The sequence below is a fragment of the Agrobacterium tumefaciens genome (assembly GCF_031801495.1).
GTDB lineage: Bacteria > Pseudomonadota > Alphaproteobacteria > Rhizobiales > Rhizobiaceae > Agrobacterium > Agrobacterium tumefaciens_K.
The window spans coordinates 2,330,008-2,347,825 of the sequence record NZ_JAOEGC010000002.1 but is presented as its reverse complement, the minus strand read 5'-3'; the positions used below and the strand labels follow the sequence as shown (position 1 = coordinate 2,347,825).

Below are 17,818 nucleotides of genomic sequence, written 5' to 3'. Positions count from 1 at the left end.
ATTTTCGTAGCACGGGCGGATTGAGCCGGATGACTTCCGGTTTGGCAGGGGCATTTCTTGCGCTTGTCGCCGCACCTGCCCTGGCGGGAACGGTCTGCCCCGACATCGGCAACAAGAAGACGGCCTTCAATCTCGCCGAGGGGCGGGATGGTGTCTTCTTCCGTACCAATACCGACTTTGAGGAGTTTTTCGTCAGAACGTCGGAAACGATGGTTTCCCTGCGTGCCATTTCGGATGCCCTGCGCGTCAAAGGCACCGAGCTTGTCTTTCTGCCACTGCCGCCGCGCGGTATCGTACAGCAGTCGAAACTCGATGACAGCGACGAGATACAGGCGCGATACAATGCTTCCGCGGCGGAGCAGGAATTCCGTCATCATGTTGCGCAGTTGCAGAAGAACGGCATCACGACGGTCGATGTTCTGAAAGCGATTGACGAGCACCAGGCGCGGGACAGTTTCTTTTTCGCGCGCGATCACCACTGGACGTCGTCAGGCGCGCATCTCGTGGCGACCGCTGCTGCCCAAGCGATAAAGAAGCTGCCGCAATATCCGTCTCTGTCGACATATAATTTCGAAACCAGAGCGGTTGGCAGCCTGGATTACATAGCGCCCATGGGCCATGAAATTCAGGCTTTGTGTGGAACCACGGTGGAGCCTGAAAAAGAGACCGTCTGGCAGACGAGCCGATCCGCCGACGATGCCGGCGACCTTCTGGGTAATGTCGCGGAAAATTCGGCGCCTGCGGCCCTTGTCGGCTCCTCTTTCAGTGCAACGCCTGAGTTCAATTTTGCAGGTTTTCTGGCTCAGGAAACGGGCCTTGATTTCACGAATTATGCCGAAAACGGAGCGCAGTTCATTTCTTCGCTTGCAACGCTTCTCTATTCGAAAAACTTTCATGAGAAGCCGTCGCCGCTGATCGTCTGGGAAGCCCCGTCATATTATGCTGTCGACCAGACCATGTTTCAGGCATCGCGGCAGCTGCTGGCTGCCGTTTATGGATCCTGCGAAAACAACAGCATCGTCGGTTCGAAGCCGAAGAGAATTGACGGCGAAACGGTCCTTCTTGGCGCTGACGATCTCAAGGGGCAGCAATATGGCGAAGCCTATCTGGAGTTTGCCGCATCGCAGGCCGGTCTGAACCAGATGACCGTCACCGTCCGCTATCGCGATGGCGGTGAGGATACACTGACACTTGGCGGCTTTCCCCGCTTTGTCGATGATGGCGCGTTTTACCTGAAGCTGAACGACGAGTTTCCGACGCCGATCACAGGCGTCTCCGTCAATGGAAACTTCGGCGATATCACGGTTACGACCCGTCTTTGCCATGTCCCCGACCAATTCATCAAAAAACAGGGCTGAAGCAGATGTTTTCGGACGAGATTGATTTCAGAGTTGGCCGTCGCCGTTTCATTCACCTTTCAGCCGCCGCTTGCAGTGTGATGGCGACAGGTCTGCCCGTTCTTGCGGCGGGCGATGATGCCGGCATTTATGACGCGGATGTGCCGAAGGACTGGAGCTTCATCCGCATAGCGGCAAGTGATCCCGCTGCTGTCGCCACGGCGACCATCGGTGAAAAGCCCTTCAAGGTATCGGCAGACGGAGTATCCGAATACGTTGCCCGGGCTCCGGGAGACTACACTCTGCTGGTCAAGGGGCAATCCACGCGGCTTCCGGTCGGTCAGGGGCAATATCTTACCATTCTGGCCGATGCGGGTGGAAAAGAACCCGTCGTCGTGGCCGACGCATTTACCGCCGATCCGGCCAAGTGTGCGCTGGCGCTTTACAATCTGAGCGATGCACCGGTCTCGCTCACGGCGCTTGCGAAACGTTCGCCCGTCATCAAGGCGGTTGCGCCGATGAGTGGTGTTTCGCTGGAGGTCAACGCCGTTGCAATCGATCTGAACGTGGAAATTGCCGGCACGATCATCAGAACTTTTGAAAAAACGACCCTGAAGCGCCGTTCGGTGACATCAATTTTTGTTCTGGGCAACGGTCCGGATGAAGTCGTTCTCACATCCGTATCGGCGAAAGCCTGAGCGGGGCAGGAAGATGAGAAGGGGCAGGCGCATGACAACGTTCAAAATCGGAGCAACTTTCAGGTCCGTACGACAGGGGAAAACACGGCTTGGCGTGCTTCTGCTGTTTTCCGCGTTGGTGTTGGCCGGACAACCAGCGCAGGCGCAGACGACATTACCGTTGCAGGATGGGCTGATGCCAAGCCCCGATTTCGACTATGCGCCGATCTGTAAGGTCAGAACGAAGCAGCGCGATCTCTCCCGGGATTGGAGCAAGTGGGACGGCGGACCGGTTCAGAGCAATCTCGATGACATGCTTCTGGATGCACAGGCTTATATCGGTGGAACCGGCAACGCCCCGCGCGACAAGGTGCTTGCGCGCCGCATGCTCGAATATCTGAAAAACGCCAATTATGAGCTGGCGGGTCGTGCCGCGCATACCTTGGGTCGCCTGATGTTCGACGCGACGTCCGGTTCCCCGAACCTCAGCCGTGGTCTGGCGCTTCAGGACGAAGCGATCGCGCGTGGTTTTCTGGAAGGCGCGACGTTTCTGGGATGGCTGTATTCCACGGGCGAGGTGGTGCCGCAGGACAAGCTGAAGGGCGAAAAATATCTCAAGATGGGTGCGCAGAACGGTGATGCCGATGCCGCCCTGCTGCTTGCCCGGCTCTATCGCAACAATCCGGACCTGTCGCCATCCGAGAATACACCGCAGATTCTTTTCAATCAGGCAATCGACAAGCTCAGCCAGTCGCTCGGTGCGGGCCAATGCGATGTTCTCAATCTGTTTTCCGGCATTTATGCCACTGAGGAATTCGGTCTTTATAATCCGCAGCTCGCGGCCAAATGGCTCATGGCAGCGGCAAGGACTGGCAATTTCGTTGCCGCGGAACGTCTTTCGCAGCGGTACATGATCGGTGATGGCGTGCCGGTGGACCGCAACAAGGCGGTGGAACTGCTCGAAACATCCGCGGCAAAAGGACATGCCGGGAGCCGTATTTCGCTTGCCCGCCTTCTGCTTGCAAATCTCGATCTGAAAGATGCGCTTCCAAAGGCGACGCAGACGCTCAAAAAAGAAGCGGAACGCGGAAATGCCCGGGCATTCGAGCTTCTGGCGCAGATAGCGCGTGGAGATTTCGGCGGCAATCCCGATTACCCGACCATGGTCGATTATCTCGAACAGGCCGCTCGCAGTCCTGTGGTCGACACAGATATTCTGAAACGATTGGGGAGTGCCTATGCCAGCGGCACGGGTACGGCGCGCAGCACTGAAAAGGCTGTCGAATATCTGATGCGTGCCGTCGCTTTGGGGTCGGATACCGCCGCGCTCGAGCTGTATGAGTTGATGGTCGATAGCACGCATAATATTTCGAAAAGCGTCAATCCGGTCGCGATTCTGCGGCGTGCCGCGAATAACGGCCTCAGCGAAGCGATGGCGACACTATCCGATGCGTATGCCTGCGGTATCGGGGTCGAACGGAATGCGGAAATCGGACGTCGCTGGCAGGAGAGGGCCGCCGCTGCCGGTAACCGTCCCAGCCTCATCGCGGTTGCGAGGCAGGCGCTGGCGGAGCAGTCCGGCGATGATGGAAAGATGATGTATTTCCGCAATATCCGTCGGGCCGCGACACTGGGAGATCGGCGCGCGATGGTGCTTCTGTCTCTTGCCTATCGGGATGGCATCGGCACCGGCGTCGATACGCGGGAAGCTGACCAATGGTACGAAAAGGCACTGGCTGCAGGTCAGGAGCGCGGACAGGCGCTCGTATTGCTGGCGCGGCTTCAGCTTTCGTCCGAAAATGCCGACAGGGCCAATGTGAAGGCGGCAGTCGATCTTCTCAAGGATGGCTTGTCGAGTGGCGATACCTCGGTGCGTTATGACCTCGCGAAGCTTTATCTGAAAGGTGCGGCAGGGTTCGCGCCCCAGCCTGACGAAGGCGTGAAACTTCTTGTCGAGGCAGCGCGCCTTGGCCACACGGCTTCGATGATCCAGCTTTCCGATCTCGGCGTGGACGCAAGGACCGGTGGTGGCAGGGCTGCGGATGGCTGGCTTGAGCAGGCCGTCGAGGATGGTGATATACGGGCGATGCTGAAAACGGCCGACCGCGCAGGTGACCAGAAATCCAGACGCATGATGTTTGATCTGGCTTTGAAACAGCCGCTATGCAGTGCCAAGGATGAGGTCGCGCTGGCTGATGCCATTTCGAGGGATGCAGATTATGCCGGGCAGACGCGTGAACTGGTAGACCGGGCGGTTACGTCCGGATCCGATGATGCAAGCACGCTTTATCAGCTTGCAAACCTGCTGAATGACGAAAAACGCGGTGTTGCCAATCCAGAACTCGCATTGACGACGATGGTAAAGGCTGCCGAGGCGGGCAAGATCGAAGCGATGCGGGAGGTGGGGCGCATGTATCTGCAGGCGCCTCATGTCGATCCGGGCAAGGCGACACGATGGCTGCTCGCCGCGGTTCGGGCCGGCGATGACGGCGCGTTGAAGACGCTGGTCGAGCAATTGGTTGGCGACGAGGCACCGCGGGCGTCGTCTTCTCCGTCCATCGTTGCCGAAGCCCTGCCGGCGCTGGAAGACGCTGCAAATGCGGGGTCCGGCAATGCCATTCAGGCCTTGGCGAGGGTTCTTTCCACCGTGGCTAAACAGGACGGGTCCTATTCCGAAAGGGCCAGAACCTGGATGACGAAAGCCGCCGAAGCCGGTGACGGCGCTGCCATGGTCATGGTCGCCGATGCCTATGCAACCGGCACCAGCGGTTTTCCGCAATCGGCGACCGACAGCACGGTGTGGCTCGCGAGAGCGGCCGTTTCCGGTTATCGCCAGGCCTTCGAGCCTTACGCCATTGCGTTGCAGATCGGTTACGGCGTCTCGCCGGATGAACAGGAAGCGGCACGTTGGCTGGGGAAAGCCGCGACCATTACCCAATGAGAAAACCGCCGTCACGATATCCGGATGGTGGAGAAAGGATTGATCGATGAGACCTTCTGTCGTTTGCTCCGTGATCATGGTTTTGCCGATCACGATGAGTGTGGCCCTGGCCGCAGGCAAGAACACGAAGGTGCCTGTGCCGAAGGCGCGCGAGGTCGTAACGTCCGAGCTGCAGGGTTCGAACGTGGCCGCACCACTGCCCACATTGCAGGAGGCCAGAAAACAGCCGATTGCAAAACAGCTGCAAATTGCCAGCGCCGCGCTGAATGAACCACGCCGGGATCTTCGCAATCCTGATCTGGGTTTTTCCCTGCTGATATCCGCAGCGCCGAAGAACCGGGAGGCGGTGCGTCTTTTGGCCAAGGGTATTGTCAACAACGACTATTCGTTCGGTGCGAATATCGGGAAAGTCATGAACCTTCTGGCGAAGGAAGCCATGCGCGGCTCTTCGAGTTGTGTGATTGCCTGGGCGCGCATCCAGCAGCGTGGTGTCGACGTTCCGCGGAACGACGCCCTGGCCTACAAATGGTACAGGTGGGCGGCGGTCGTCGGCAATCTCCGGGGTATCGAGGAAACGTCGCTTGCCTTGCTGGAAGGGCGCGGTGTCGACCGCGACGTGAATGCGGCAATCGCCCTCTTGGACAGGCTGCAGCCGGAGCGGCGGGCGGGGCGCTATATCGAAACGGCATCTGTTCTGATGCAGAGCGTCGATGCGGATGCGACGGCGCGCAGTGAAAAGCTCCTGCTCTCGGCGATCGATCTTGCGCCGCAACGAGCCCTCTCGGCTGCGACGAAACTTTCGGATAGCCGTTTCAGTGCCGTGGCTCGCGAAAAGGCCCAGGCGATCATTGCTGCGGCACCGAAAAGTGGCCCGATTTCCGAACAAGGGAAGATCGCCCGCAATCTGTGGAACAGCAACGAGCCTGAAGACATCCAGAAGGGCGTTGCAATGTTTGCAGACGCGGCAAAGGCGGGCGATGACAAGGCCATTCCTTTTCTGGTGAAGGCGCTCAGCCGGTCGGGCGTGCCAGCGACCATGCATGAGGGCATCCTGCAGGTCCTTGAGCCCTATGCCGACAAAGGCAATCTGGATGCCATCCGTGCCGTCTCCGATGCCTATTTCGTGGGGCGTGGTAAGAGCCCTTCACCTGAGAAGGCCGCCGCCTATCGGCAGCTGGCCGCGACACAGGGAGACAGCGAAGCACAATATCTGCTTGGCCTGATGTATGCGCAGGCGACCGGCGTCACGAAGGATATCGGGCAGGCGAAGTACTGGCTGACCAGATCGGCCGATGGTGGATATCTGTTGGCGCGATCCGCACTCATCTCGCTTGATGGCATGGCGAGGTAAGCGATGATGTTGCTTCCCGCATCATCCCTGGGAGAGTTGACGTGCGAGAGCATCCAGTCTCAGGTGGGCGGGGTAGCTTTCCTCGCGCGGTGGCTTGGTCTGCTGCTGCATAGTTGCCGTTTCGAACAGCGTTGCGTCATGAAGGCCGTCCAATGCGGTTTTTGCCAGACGGTCCAGCGACCCAGGGCAAATATCATCGAGCGGTTGGCCGATTTTCCGAAAGACGGCAAATGTGCCGGCCAGCGGGCGGAACGCATAGAGATGGTAGTTGCGGGCAAGCGTTCCCCGCTGCATTTCAAGAGGCAATGTGCCATCCTGCGTAATCTGGCAGACACCGATCCGGTAGGACTGGCGCGCCCATTCGATCTTGTCCTGGTCCCGCGTCAGGCTGCCGACATTGGAGAGGGCCAGCGCCGCCCAGTAGCGGTGGTTGTTGCGGGCGCTTTTCGGTCCAGCTTCGGTGTTGAAGAAGAGCATCGTGTCGTTGGCAAGCTTGCTCAGCCATCCGGCAATCTCTTTCTGTCCGGTAAGATCGCCCGTGACATGCCAGCTGGCGATGAGCCCGGATACCTCGGCAAGAATGCGGGCGCGCGTCAGTTTGGCATCGGGCGTCGCGGCGTCGACCATCGCGCTGGAACTGGCCCATTGGTGGAGGATGCGCATCGCGCATTCGCTTCCGAACCGGGTCTCGATGTTTTCCAGCTCGAGGATGGAGCGCCAGATCGGCTTGAAAATCTCGGCATGGGAGGTTTTTTCATGTTTACCGGAAGCGACAGGCATCGGGGCACGATATTTCGAAACGGTGGCAAGTTTCCGCTGCGGCGTTTCGATCTGAAGCATGGCCTGATCGCAGCCCATGCCGGTGTCTTTCCTGCGATGAAAGACCGGCGTGTTGCCGGAAGTCTCCAGCTTCACCTGGACTGTCGGGGGGCGAGGATGCGCGAAGTCGGTTTGAAGAGGCTGCGAGCCTGAATCGGTACCGCTGCCCAGCATGGGCAGGCTGAACAGAAAGGATGCAGAACAGGCAATCAACGCAAAACGCAACAAGGTTCACTTCCCGGCAATGGCAAGTGGCCATCAAAGCAGATCCGGGGAAACGTTCGGTTAATGAAGACCTGCCCGGTGATGCTTATGGGCAACGGTCCTGCATTTATTAAAAGTATTGTTTAAGTTTCGTAAAGTTTCCATCTTTTCATTGTAAATATTAATTGACTGAAAATTCTGATTAATGTTTAATATATTTGCAATTAATAATGATCTGGGCAGTGGCGATTTTAATCGCATGCCCACTTAGCAGTAGGCCTTTTATATATTTATTGGAATTTGGGTGGCGCGACCTTTTTCTGGTGGCGTGTGAATTTTAAGAATTCATATCAATATCTTATTTCGTTTATCCTCAGGCCGACTTCTCTCGTTTCCTGTGTGCGGTGGAGCCGGAATAAATAAAAATATATGTTTCGTCGAGGTTCGGGCGCCGTCCGGTCTAAACCGGCATCGCGTTTTGAACGTCATGCTGACGATTTCGGCAGATTTTTATATTTCGAAAAACGTGCATTTTCCAGATTTCTTGAATTTATCGCTTGTCTGATTTCGGGGGTTCATATGACCAAAATTGATATTAACGTCAGCGCAATGGGTCTTCGGGTCAGTGTTTTCGGGGCCGGTTACGTGGGCTGTGTTTCGGCCGCATGTCTGAGCAACGACGGTTTCCGCGTGGTGGCGGTCGATCCGGACAGCTTCAAGGTTTCTTGCCTTGCCCGTGGTGAGGCGCCAATCATCGAGCCTGATCTCGCGGAATTTCTGGAAAAAGCCAACCTGAATGGCATGCTGACGGCAACGACCTCTGCTGAGGAAGCCGTCGAGATGACCAACGTTTCGCTTTGCTGTGTTGGTACACCCAGCCTGCTCGACGGCACCCTAAACACGGACTACGTGCGCCAGGTTTCGATTGAGATCGGTCGCGCATTGCGACGGAAAAGCGAATTTCACGTCGTCGTCATGCGCTCGACGATCCTGCCCGGTACGATGGAAGAGGTGGTCATTCCGGCGCTTGAAGAAGCTTCCGGCAAAATTGCCGGTGTCGATTTCGGCGTTGCCTATTACCCCGAGTTCCTGCGGGAGAGCTCGGCGATCGCCGACTATTACAAACCCGGTGCGATCGTTTTCGGTCAGTATGGCGACGATACGCGCTCGATCGACGTTCTCAAGGCAATGGTGGCTCACATCGCCGTCGTTCCGCATGTCATTCCGATGCGCAGCGCTGAAATCGTCAAATACGTCAACAACTGCTGGCATGCGGTGAAGATCAGCTTCGCAAACGAGGTCGGCAATCTGTGCAAGGCCAAGGACATCGACAGCCATGTGGTGATGGATGTGGTGTGCGCGGATACGCGCCTCAATATTTCAAAGGCTTATATGAAGCCGGGGTTTGCCTATGGTGGTTCGTGCCTTCCCAAGGATCTCCGGGCGCTTTCGGCCTTCGGTCGCCGCATGAATGTTGCGACGCCAATGCTCGATGCGGCAAAGGCGGCCAACCAGGTGCAGATAGACCGGGCGAAGCAGCTTATTACCGATGCCCGCAAGGATCGTATCGGTTTTATCGGCATCACCTTCAAGACCGATACCGACGACATGCGCGAAAGCCCGATGCTCAACCTCGTCGAAAACTTCATCGGCAACGGCAAGGAGGTTTCGATCTTCGATCCGAACGTCGTCCAGGATGAGAGCGAGGGCCGTAACTATATGCGCCACATCGCGCCAAGGGTCCGTCCATCCATCAACGATGTCATCGACAATGCCGATATCGTTGTGGTCGGGCACAAATATGCGGGCCTGACCGGGGCCATCGAGGCGGCAGGCAGGCCGCTTGTGGTTGTTGATCTTGCGCGTGTCGAGGTGCCGAACCGTAGCGGTCAGATCGTTTATCACGGTCTTTGCTGGTGACGCTGCAAACACGTCCGCTGCCTGTTTTAAAAATATATATTTTTTGAGTTTGCGAGGAATATATGCGTCAGGTATCGACCGCCGCTGCCGAGGAAAATGCCCGGATCGTTCCCGCCATCATGATCGGTGGCTCCGGCACCCGGCTCTGGCCTCTGTCCCGTTCGAACAAGCCGAAGCAGTTTCTGGCACTTGGCGGTGACGGGCATGACAGCTTTTTTCAGCAGGCACTGCGACGTTTCGCTGTGCCAGGTTACAGCCTGCCGTGGCTGATGTGCGCACGGGACACATTGATCCACGCGGAAGAGCAGGTCGCTGCTGGTGGATTTGCAGTTGACGGGATGGTTGTGGAGCCATCGATGCAGGGAACGGCAGCTGCTATCGCAGCGTTGACCGTGACGATCTCGCGTATGGATGCGGCGGGAAGTAATGCCGTGCTGCTGGTCGCGCCGTCCGATCACATCATTGCCGAACCTGCGCTTTTCAATGCGACTGTTGCCGCTGCCCTGCCAATTGCCCGTTTTGCCGATCGCATCGTCACTTTCGGTATAAAACCCGAGCACCCCGAAACCGGTTTCGGTTACATCCGTCCGGGTGAGGCGCTCGAAATAGACGGTGAGGTCAGGGGGTACGCCATCACGGCAGGCGATTTTCTGGAAAAGCCCTCGCTTGAAAACGCAAAGCGTTATGTCGCAGAGGGTTTCTGCTGGAACGCCGGCATTTTCATGTTCCGCGCTGGCGTCATGTTGGAGGAACTGGCACGCCATGCGCCGGAAACCCTGCAGGCTGCAGAGGAAGCGTTCGAGAACGCCACTGTCGATATGTTTGACGATATTCCTGCCATCATGCTGGAAGCTTCCGCGTTTCGTACCGCGCCAGCGGATGTTCCGATCGATACGGCCATTATGGAGCGTACGGCTCGTGGGGCGGTTGTCCGGTGCGAGGGGATCGGCTGGTCGGATATCGGATCCCTTTCAGCGCTGCATGAGATCGACCGCAAAAAGGATGAAAACGGCAATGCCGTTTCCGGACCGGTTCTGTCCATCGCGTCCAGCAATAACCTTGCTTATGCGCGCAGCGGGCGGAAAGTCGTGCTGATCGGCCTTGAAGACATGATCGTCATCGATGATGACGATGCGGTTCTTGTTGCGAGGATGTCCCAGGCACAGAAAGTCAAGGACGCCGTCAACCTGCTCAAGCAAAACAAGATGCCCGAGTCGCGTGCCACGCGCGAACAGCTTTATGGCTGGGGCAAGGTGCGGCTGCTCAGCGATCAGGGCGACCTATCGGTGTTTACGGTGACGTTGCGCAGCAATGCTACCATCGCGCTGCGCATTCCGGAGGGTTACTGGGAGAACTGGGCGGTGTCGGCCGGCAAGATCGACATTATCCGCAACGGTTTCGTCCGGCATCTGGTCCCGATGGCCAGCCTTTCGCCTACTGAAGGGGAGGTGCTTTCGCTTTACAATGGCGCGGCACGGGAAACGACGATAGTCGTTACCCGCCAGCGGAGTTCCGAACGCAATCTGGCCGTCATGCCGCATCGTTTTACCGCCGACACGCTTCTCGACATCATTTCCGTCGAAGCGGATGTCGCAGCCTTCGACCTCAATATGGTGCCGGAAAGCAATCTCGATGATGAGCCGCATCCTGCCAATTGACGCTTGTCGGGTAATTTCAGGCTCCCGTTTGCAAGGTCCGAACAATATCGAATTTTGTGCAATAACATCAGCAGGCGAATGATCATGCCGAACGATGGCGTTTTTAACCGTAAAACGGGCGGGGGACGTGCCCGAGCCCCGCTCCTGCATCAGGCTTTCGCCCGCTGCAGGAGCGGTTTTGCGGTTGTTGCCATCGTCAGCGGCTTTATAAATCTGCTTTATCTGACAAGCCCGTTCTTCATGCTGCAGGTCTATGACCGCATCATTCCAAGCGGCAGTTTCGGGTCGCTGATTGCGCTCAGTCTTCTGGCGGGCATGCTGTTCATCTGCCAGGGTGTGTTTGAAGTCGTCAGAAGCCGCATGCTTTCGCGCCTAGGCGGTCTGTTCGAAGCCAGTCTCGATCAGGTGCTGTATCGGCAGTCGCTGCTGTTGGGCGGCAAATCTGAGACGGTGTCCGCAAGCGACGATCTCGATATCGTGCGCGGTTTCCTCTCCGGGCCGGGGCCATCAGCGCTTTTCGATCTTCCCTGGCTGCCGATCTATCTGTCGATCTGCTTCATGTTGCACCCAGTCATCGGCATCGTGGCGCTCTCCGGCGTATTGATATTGACGGCCTTGACGGTGCTTGCCCATGTCAGATTGAAGCGATCGCAACGCGATCTGGCCATACTGACGGCGACGCGTCGTATGTTTTCCGATTCCGTCCGGCTGAATTTTGGTGCGTTCCGGGCGATGGGTATGTCTGCCGATGTTGCGGACAGTTGGGCCACTCAGAATGCGGCATTCCGCCTGCTTGGCATGCGCCATGCCGATGTGGCCAACACCTATGCCACGATAACGAAGGTTTTTCGTGTTGCCCTGCAATCGGGTGTTCTGGCGGTCGGTGCCGTGCTTGTCATCGATGGTGACGCCTCGGGCGGCATCATTCTGGCGTCGTCGATCCTCACCTCGCGAGCGCTTGCGCCGGTGGAATCGGCCATCGTGAACTGGCGCGCATTCGCGGCCGCACGGCACAGCTGGCATCGCCTGAAGGATAGTGCGGCGCTGGAAACGGAACGCGCGGATTTGATGGAATTGCCGCTTCCATCGCGAAGGGTCACCGTGGAAGCCATGGCTGGTGGTCCATTGGAAGGTGAAAAACCACTCATCTCGGAGGTCGGCTTTTCACTGGAATCGGGTACGATCCTTGGCATTATCGGCCACAGCGGGTCCGGTAAGACGGTGCTCGCCCGCCTGCTTCTCGGCATCTGGCCCGTCAGTGCCGGAACCCTTCGTTTCGACGGTGCGACCATAGATCAGTGGGAGGTCGACCGGTTCGGCCGCCATATGGGTTATCTGCCGCAGGAGGTTCCGCTTTTTGGTGGAACCATCGCTCAGAACATCGCCCGCTTTCGCAAGGATATCCCATCTGCGGCGGTCATCGCGGCTGCGCGGGCGGCAGGCGTGCACGATCTTATCCTGCAATTGCCGGATGGCTACGACACGATGATCGATCCCCAGTTTCCCGCGCTGTCCTCCGGTCAGCGGCAGCGCATCGGTTTGGCACGCGCACTCTATGGCGAGCCGTTTTTTGTCGTCCTGGACGAGCCGAATGCCAGTCTGGATGCGGAGGGTGAGGCAGCCCTGTCGCGCGCCATCGATGGGATCAGGGTGCGAGGCGGGATTGCGGTGGTCATCACCCACAGGCCAGGAATCCTCACCCATGCGGACAAGATTCTGGTGATGAAGGAAGGGAAAATGGCGGCGTTCGGTCCGCGTGAGGCCATCATGGGGCACGTCGTTCGCCAGGACACGGCCGCTCACTCGGCAAAGGTTCTCAAGGTCGTCGGCGCCACCGGCAGGCTGGAGGTGTCACATTGAGCGGTGAAGCGACAGCTTTCTGGCGCCGGTCGATCCGCCGTCACATCGCCCTTGCATTCGGGCTTGGGCTTGCCCTGTTCGGCGGTGTCGGTGGCTGGGCGGCGACCACGAAGCTGGCAGGTGCCGTCAGCGGGCAAGGCTTCATCATAATTGAGAACAACGTCAAGAAAGTGCAGCATCTGAGTGGCGGCACGGTGTCGGAACTTCTGGTCCGGGAGGGGAGTGATGTTGCCGCCGGAGATGTTCTGCTGCGTCTCAGCCGCACAACCGTCGAGGCCAATCTGGCAATCGTTGAAAATGCGCTCGTGCAGTTTCTGGTGCGGGCCGCGCGGCTAAGGGCGGAACTTGCCGATCAGGAGGATTTCGAGGCGGATTTTCTCGGACAGAAGGGGCTGACCAGACCCGGATATGGTGAGCTTGTGTTTCTGGAGAGGAACCTGCTCGAAACGAGGCGTGACGGTCTTGATGGTATGAAGCGTCAGCTTGCCGAGCGCAAGAGGCAGCTTGCCGATGAAATCAACGGCGAAAACGTCCAGGTCGATGCGTTGCGGGCGTCAATTGCAGCGGTGGACGAAGAATTCGCGTCTGTTGAGGGGTTGTATCGGCGGAAACTCGTCACGCTGCAACGGTTGACGTCCTTGAAGCAGCGGCGTGCGGAGCTGCAGGGCAACCTCGGTGAACGGCTGGCGTCGCGGGCGCAGGCGGAAGGTCGTATCAGCGAAGTGGAGCTGCAGATCCTCCAGCTCGATGAAAACCGCCGTGGGGAAAACGCCAAGGAGCTGGCGGAAACCGAAGCGAAAATCGCGGAAATGGAAGCACGCCGGGTCGATGTTATGGAGCAGTTCGGCAGGCTGGATATACGCGCGCCTGTCAGTGGCCGCATTTTTGAACTGGCGCTCCATACGGTGGGCGGTGTCGTGCAGCCCGGCGAAACGCTGATGCTGGTCGCCCCGCGTGATGATGGCCTGATGGTGGAGGCGAAAATCGCGCCACGCAATATCGATCAGGTCGTGCCGGGTCAGGAAGCGCAACTGCATTTCACCGCTTTCGACCGCACGACGACTCCCGTTGTCGAAGGGAAGATCGTTTCCGTTTCGCCCGATGTGCTGACCGATCAGAGAACCGGAATGCCCTTTTATGCGGTGCGGATCAGGCCGGAGGCGGTCAGTCTGCAGGGGCTTGGTGGCCTGCAGTTATATCCCGGAATGCCGGCGGAAGTGCTGATGCCTGCAGCGGAGCGACGGGTGATTTCCTATCTCGTCAAACCGTTGACGGACCAGCTCAACCACGTGTTTCGAGAGGACTGAACCGGACGGCAAACGTCAGTCACGCCCGGTATCAGACAAGGCAGTCAGTTTAACGAAAAGGCGTTTGCCCGGAGAGAACCATGACAGTCATTCAGTTTATCGCCTTTATGGGGCAATCGAATGCCGACAACATGTTCAACCTTTACGGTGACACTGATTCAGGCGCTTCGGTTCTTGCTGCGGATCTGTCTTCCCATGTCGGCGATCCCGATGGCGCTTCGGCATCCACGCTGAAGACGGTCATACAGGGCACGGGGACATCTTCGAAATTCGCGACGGCCAACAATGTCGTGGTGCAGGATTTCGCCAAAGGGGCGAGCGGCGTCGACGGGAATGCGTCCGATGCGCCGGGTGCCGATCTCCTGTGGTGGTATCCCGATACAAACACGCCCGGATCGCTGGCCACTGCCGCGGTGCAGGGCATAAACGCGTCCATCGCTGCCTTGGAGGCGCAGGGTTACACCGTCGAGCTGAAAATCGTCTGGGCGCAGGGCGAGGCGGATGCCAAGCGCATCATGGACGGAACGAGCGACGTCGAAACCTACAAGGAAGCGACGCTGGAGGTGCTGGACTATATCCGCGCCCAGACAGATCCGTCCGCGCCGGTTTTCATACAGGAGGTTGCCGATACCGCCTATACTGGTTCGGATGCCCGCTGGAATGGCGGTCAGGATATCGTTCGTGAGGCACAGCGCGAAATCGCGGCCAGCCGTGACGATATCTATATCGGCGCAATCACCGAGGATCTGCCGCTCAAGGATCAGGTCCACACGGACAATGAATCCTACGAGGTGGTCGGCGGGCGGTTGGCCAATTATATCGCTTATACGGAAGGGTTGACGGCAACGATTTCCGGGCCGCGACCTTCACCTGACCCGGATGAGGTGATGGAGCCCGGCGACACCGCGCCCGTCGCTGTTGCAGACAGCCATATCACCGTCAGCGAGAACGACGCGAGTGCGAGCGACACCTTCAATGTGCTCGCCAATGACAGCGATGTGGATGGTGATGTTCTGCGCGTGACACAGGCGAGCCACGGCTCCAAGGCTACAGCCATCCAGGGGGCGGAAACTGCCGTCGCAGGCAAATATGGCACCTTCTATATCAGCCCCGATGGCAGCTATTATTACAAGGCCGACCCGACCCTTGCCGCCACCAACGCCATTGCGGCCGGGCAGACGGCGGAAGACACCCTCAGCTACCGCATTTCCGATGGACGGGGCGGAACCGCGAGTGCCGTCCTCGCGGTAAAAATCACTGGCCTGAACGATGCGCCGACAGCCGTTGCGGATACGGCCTCGGTTGTCAAAACCGTATCGGGCAACGGCAATCTCCTGAGCAACGATGTCGATCCGGATACGGGCGACACGCTCTTGGTGCTTTCAGCCAGCACCGGTGGCGGAACCGCGCAGGGCGTCACGGCTGGCGGAACGACCATCGTCGGCACTTACGGATCTCTGGTCCTCAAAAGCGACGGAAGCTGGGTCTATCAACCGAACCAGAGCAATGCCGCCGTTGCCGCACTTTCCGGTTCGGCGTCCCTGTCGGAGGTTTTCAGCTATACGGTGCGCGATGGCGCCGGGCTCGAGTCCACGGCATCTCTGACGGTATCCATCCGCGCCTCTTCTTCGGGCGGCGAACCCGAACCGACGATCAGCGGAACGGCAGGTGCGGATACGCTGCGTGGCGCCACCGGCGCGGATGTGATTGCGGGCCTCGGCGGCAACGACACGATCAAGGGCGGCACTGGAGACGATATCCTTATCGGTGGTGACGGGAACGACTATCTGGAAGGCAATGAAGGCAACGACCGGCTGATCGGCGGTGCGGGTATCGATACGCTGAAAGGCGGCGCGGGTGCGGATACCTTCGTCATCAACAGCATGAGCGAGATCGGCGATATCGTTTCCGACTTCCGGTCCGAGGACTTTTTCGATCTCTCCGGCATACTGGCGATGCCAGCCGGAACGACGGGCGCAAACGCGTTTGCAGCGGGTTATATTCGCGTTTCGCAGTCAGGTACCGATGCCATCGTCGAGGTGGACGTGGATGGTGCATCCGGTCCCGCCGCCTTTGCGACCGTTGCAACGCTCACGGGTATTGCCGCGGCAAATGTCAAGGCGGCGCAGTTCATCGTCACGCCATCGGTTCCCTCCGGGCCAGCCAACACTGCGCCGGTCGTGACAGGAGAGACGAGAACCGTAGCCGAGGATGGTCCGGCCAACACGGTTTCCGGCAACCTGCTGACCAACGATCAGGATGGCGATGGTGATGCATTGTCCGTGGCGTCTGTCGTGGTCAAGGGTGTGACCTACTCGCTCGGGTCATCGCAAACCATCCAGACCAATTATGGCGCACTGACGATTGCTGCGAACGGCGCCTACAGTTTCACGCCATCCGCCACCAACCCGGTCGTCAACGCGCTCTATTTCGACAATCTGGTCGAGAGTTTCGAATACACGGTGTCGGATGGCCGCGGCGGTACGGCCAAGGCAAACCTGTCGATCACGATTGCGGGTAGCAACGATACGCCGGTGGCCGTCAATGATGCCGCCACCGTTTCGGCCAATGCGAGCACGATTGGCAACGTCATTGCCAATGATACCGATCCCGATGCGGGTGATTTCATGGCCGTGACGCGCGTGGTGAACGGTTCGTCCAGCGTGGCGGTGACCGAAAACGATACGCAGGTCGCGGGCGCCTATGGCCTGCTCGTCATCGATCCGGACGGCACGTACAGCTACGTGCCAAATACCTCCAATCCGGCTGTTTCCGGTCTGTCCGGCGGATCGACACTGACGGAAACATTCAGCTATACCATCCGCGATGAGACGGGTCTGCAATCGACTGCGAGCCTCGTGTTCACGATCAAGGGCGTGAACCACACGCCTGTCGCCGCAAACGATGCGGCTACGGCGACGGCGAGTGCTGCCAACGCAACCGGGTTCGTGCTTGGCAACGACAGCGATGCGGATGTTGGCGACACCTTGACGGTGTTGTCCGCCAGCGGCAGCGGCGCGGCAGTCGCGGTCAGCGGTTCCGGTACCACGATTACCGGCAGTTTCGGAACGCTTCTGCTGAAGGCGGATGGAAGCTGGAGCTACGATGTCGACGAGACGAATGCGTCCGTGGCCAGCCTTCCGCAAAACTCCAGCCTCACGGATGTTTTCCAGTACACGATCCGCGACAGCCAGGGCGCGACGGCGACGGCGAGCCTTTCCCTCACGGTGAAGGCGGCTCCACCACCCTCCGGCGGGCCGGGATATGGCACGCCCACCATCGTCGGCACCGAGGCGGGCGAAACCATATCCGGCCTTGCGGGCAACGATATCATCGAGGGTAGGGGCGGGAACGACACCATCAAGGGCAGGCTGGGCGATGACGTTATCGTTGGTGGTGCGGGCAACGACATCATGGAAGGCAACGAAGGCAACGATGTGCTGTACGGTGGAACCGGCAACGATCGCATGAAGGGCGGCGCGGGTGCTGATGCCTTCTGGTTCAGCAGCGGCCATGGTGCCGATATCGTTGATCAGTTACGGGCTGACGACACATTGGTTTTCACCAGCGATCTGTTCGCGTCGAAGGCGGCGCTGCTGGCGGCTGTCACCGTGGTTTCGGCCAATGAGCTCTTCGTTGCGACGGCGGATGGCGGTTCGATCCAGTTTCTCGATACGACGCTCAGCGATCTGCAGAGGAGTGGCTTCGTCCTGGCAGATGGCCTGTTCGTTTAGTTTTTGACAT

Annotated in this window: 10 protein-coding genes; 9 read left to right on the top strand and 1 reads right to left on the bottom strand. The window is 58.7% G+C overall.

Translation table 11 applies throughout. The features are described from left to right. The first annotated feature begins 29 nt into the window (after positions 1–29). The 4 genes from N7578_RS20820 to N7578_RS20805 are packed head-to-tail and all read left to right on the top strand — an operon-like array spanning position 30 to position 6,306. Positions 30–1,358, top strand: a complete 1,329-nt coding sequence (locus N7578_RS20820) for an alginate O-acetyltransferase (protein ID WP_311112123.1) — start codon at positions 30–32, stop codon at positions 1,356–1,358. 5 nt (positions 1,359–1,363) lie between these two features. Next, positions 1,364–2,035 (top strand): alginate O-acetyltransferase AlgF, encoded by a 672-nt coding sequence (locus N7578_RS20815; protein ID WP_311112122.1) that lies wholly within the window; start codon positions 1,364–1,366, stop codon positions 2,033–2,035. A 31-nt stretch (positions 2,036–2,066) separates the two neighbouring features. Next, positions 2,067–4,955, top strand: coding sequence for a hypothetical protein (locus N7578_RS20810; RefSeq protein WP_311112121.1), 2,889 nt, complete (start codon positions 2,067–2,069; stop codon positions 4,953–4,955). Positions 4,956–5,001: 46 nt separating this feature from the next. Continuing rightward, a complete protein-coding gene (locus N7578_RS20805; protein WP_311112120.1) occupies positions 5,002–6,306 on the top strand; it encodes a tetratricopeptide repeat protein in 1,305 nt (434 codons plus the stop codon). A gap of 21 nt (positions 6,307–6,327) precedes the next feature. Here the strand turns inward: N7578_RS20805 and N7578_RS20800 are convergent, their stop codons facing one another. Next, entirely contained in the window at positions 6,328–7,221 is an 894-nt protein-coding gene (locus N7578_RS20800) for an alginate lyase family protein (RefSeq protein ID WP_311112119.1), read from the bottom strand. A 687-nt stretch (positions 7,222–7,908) separates the two neighbouring features. Between N7578_RS20800 and N7578_RS20795 the strand changes: the two genes are divergently transcribed. The 5 genes from N7578_RS20795 (at position 7,909) to N7578_RS20775 (ending at position 17,808) form a co-directional block, all read left to right on the top strand. Next, positions 7,909–9,249: a nucleotide sugar dehydrogenase gene (locus N7578_RS20795; protein WP_311112118.1), complete on the top strand. Its 1,341-nt coding sequence runs from the start codon at positions 7,909–7,911 to the stop codon at positions 9,247–9,249. A 62-nt stretch (positions 9,250–9,311) separates the two neighbouring features. Next, a complete protein-coding gene (locus tag N7578_RS20790) occupies positions 9,312–10,907 on the top strand; it encodes a sugar phosphate nucleotidyltransferase (protein WP_311112117.1) in 1,596 nt (531 codons plus the stop codon). A gap of 84 nt (positions 10,908–10,991) precedes the next feature. Continuing rightward, on the top strand, positions 10,992–12,767 hold the full coding sequence (locus tag N7578_RS20785) for a type I secretion system permease/ATPase (protein ID WP_311112116.1): 1,776 nt from the start codon (positions 10,992–10,994) through the stop codon (positions 12,765–12,767). Beyond that, entirely contained in the window at positions 12,764–14,074 is a 1,311-nt protein-coding gene (locus N7578_RS20780) for an HlyD family type I secretion periplasmic adaptor subunit (protein ID WP_311112115.1), read from the top strand. The genes N7578_RS20785 and N7578_RS20780 overlap by 4 nt, the downstream gene beginning before the upstream one ends. Positions 14,075–14,154: 80 nt before the next feature. Beyond that, complete coding sequence (locus N7578_RS20775; protein WP_311112114.1) at positions 14,155–17,808, top strand: Ig-like domain-containing protein; 3,654 nt, start codon at positions 14,155–14,157, stop codon at positions 17,806–17,808. Positions 17,809–17,818: the final 10 nt, after the last annotated feature.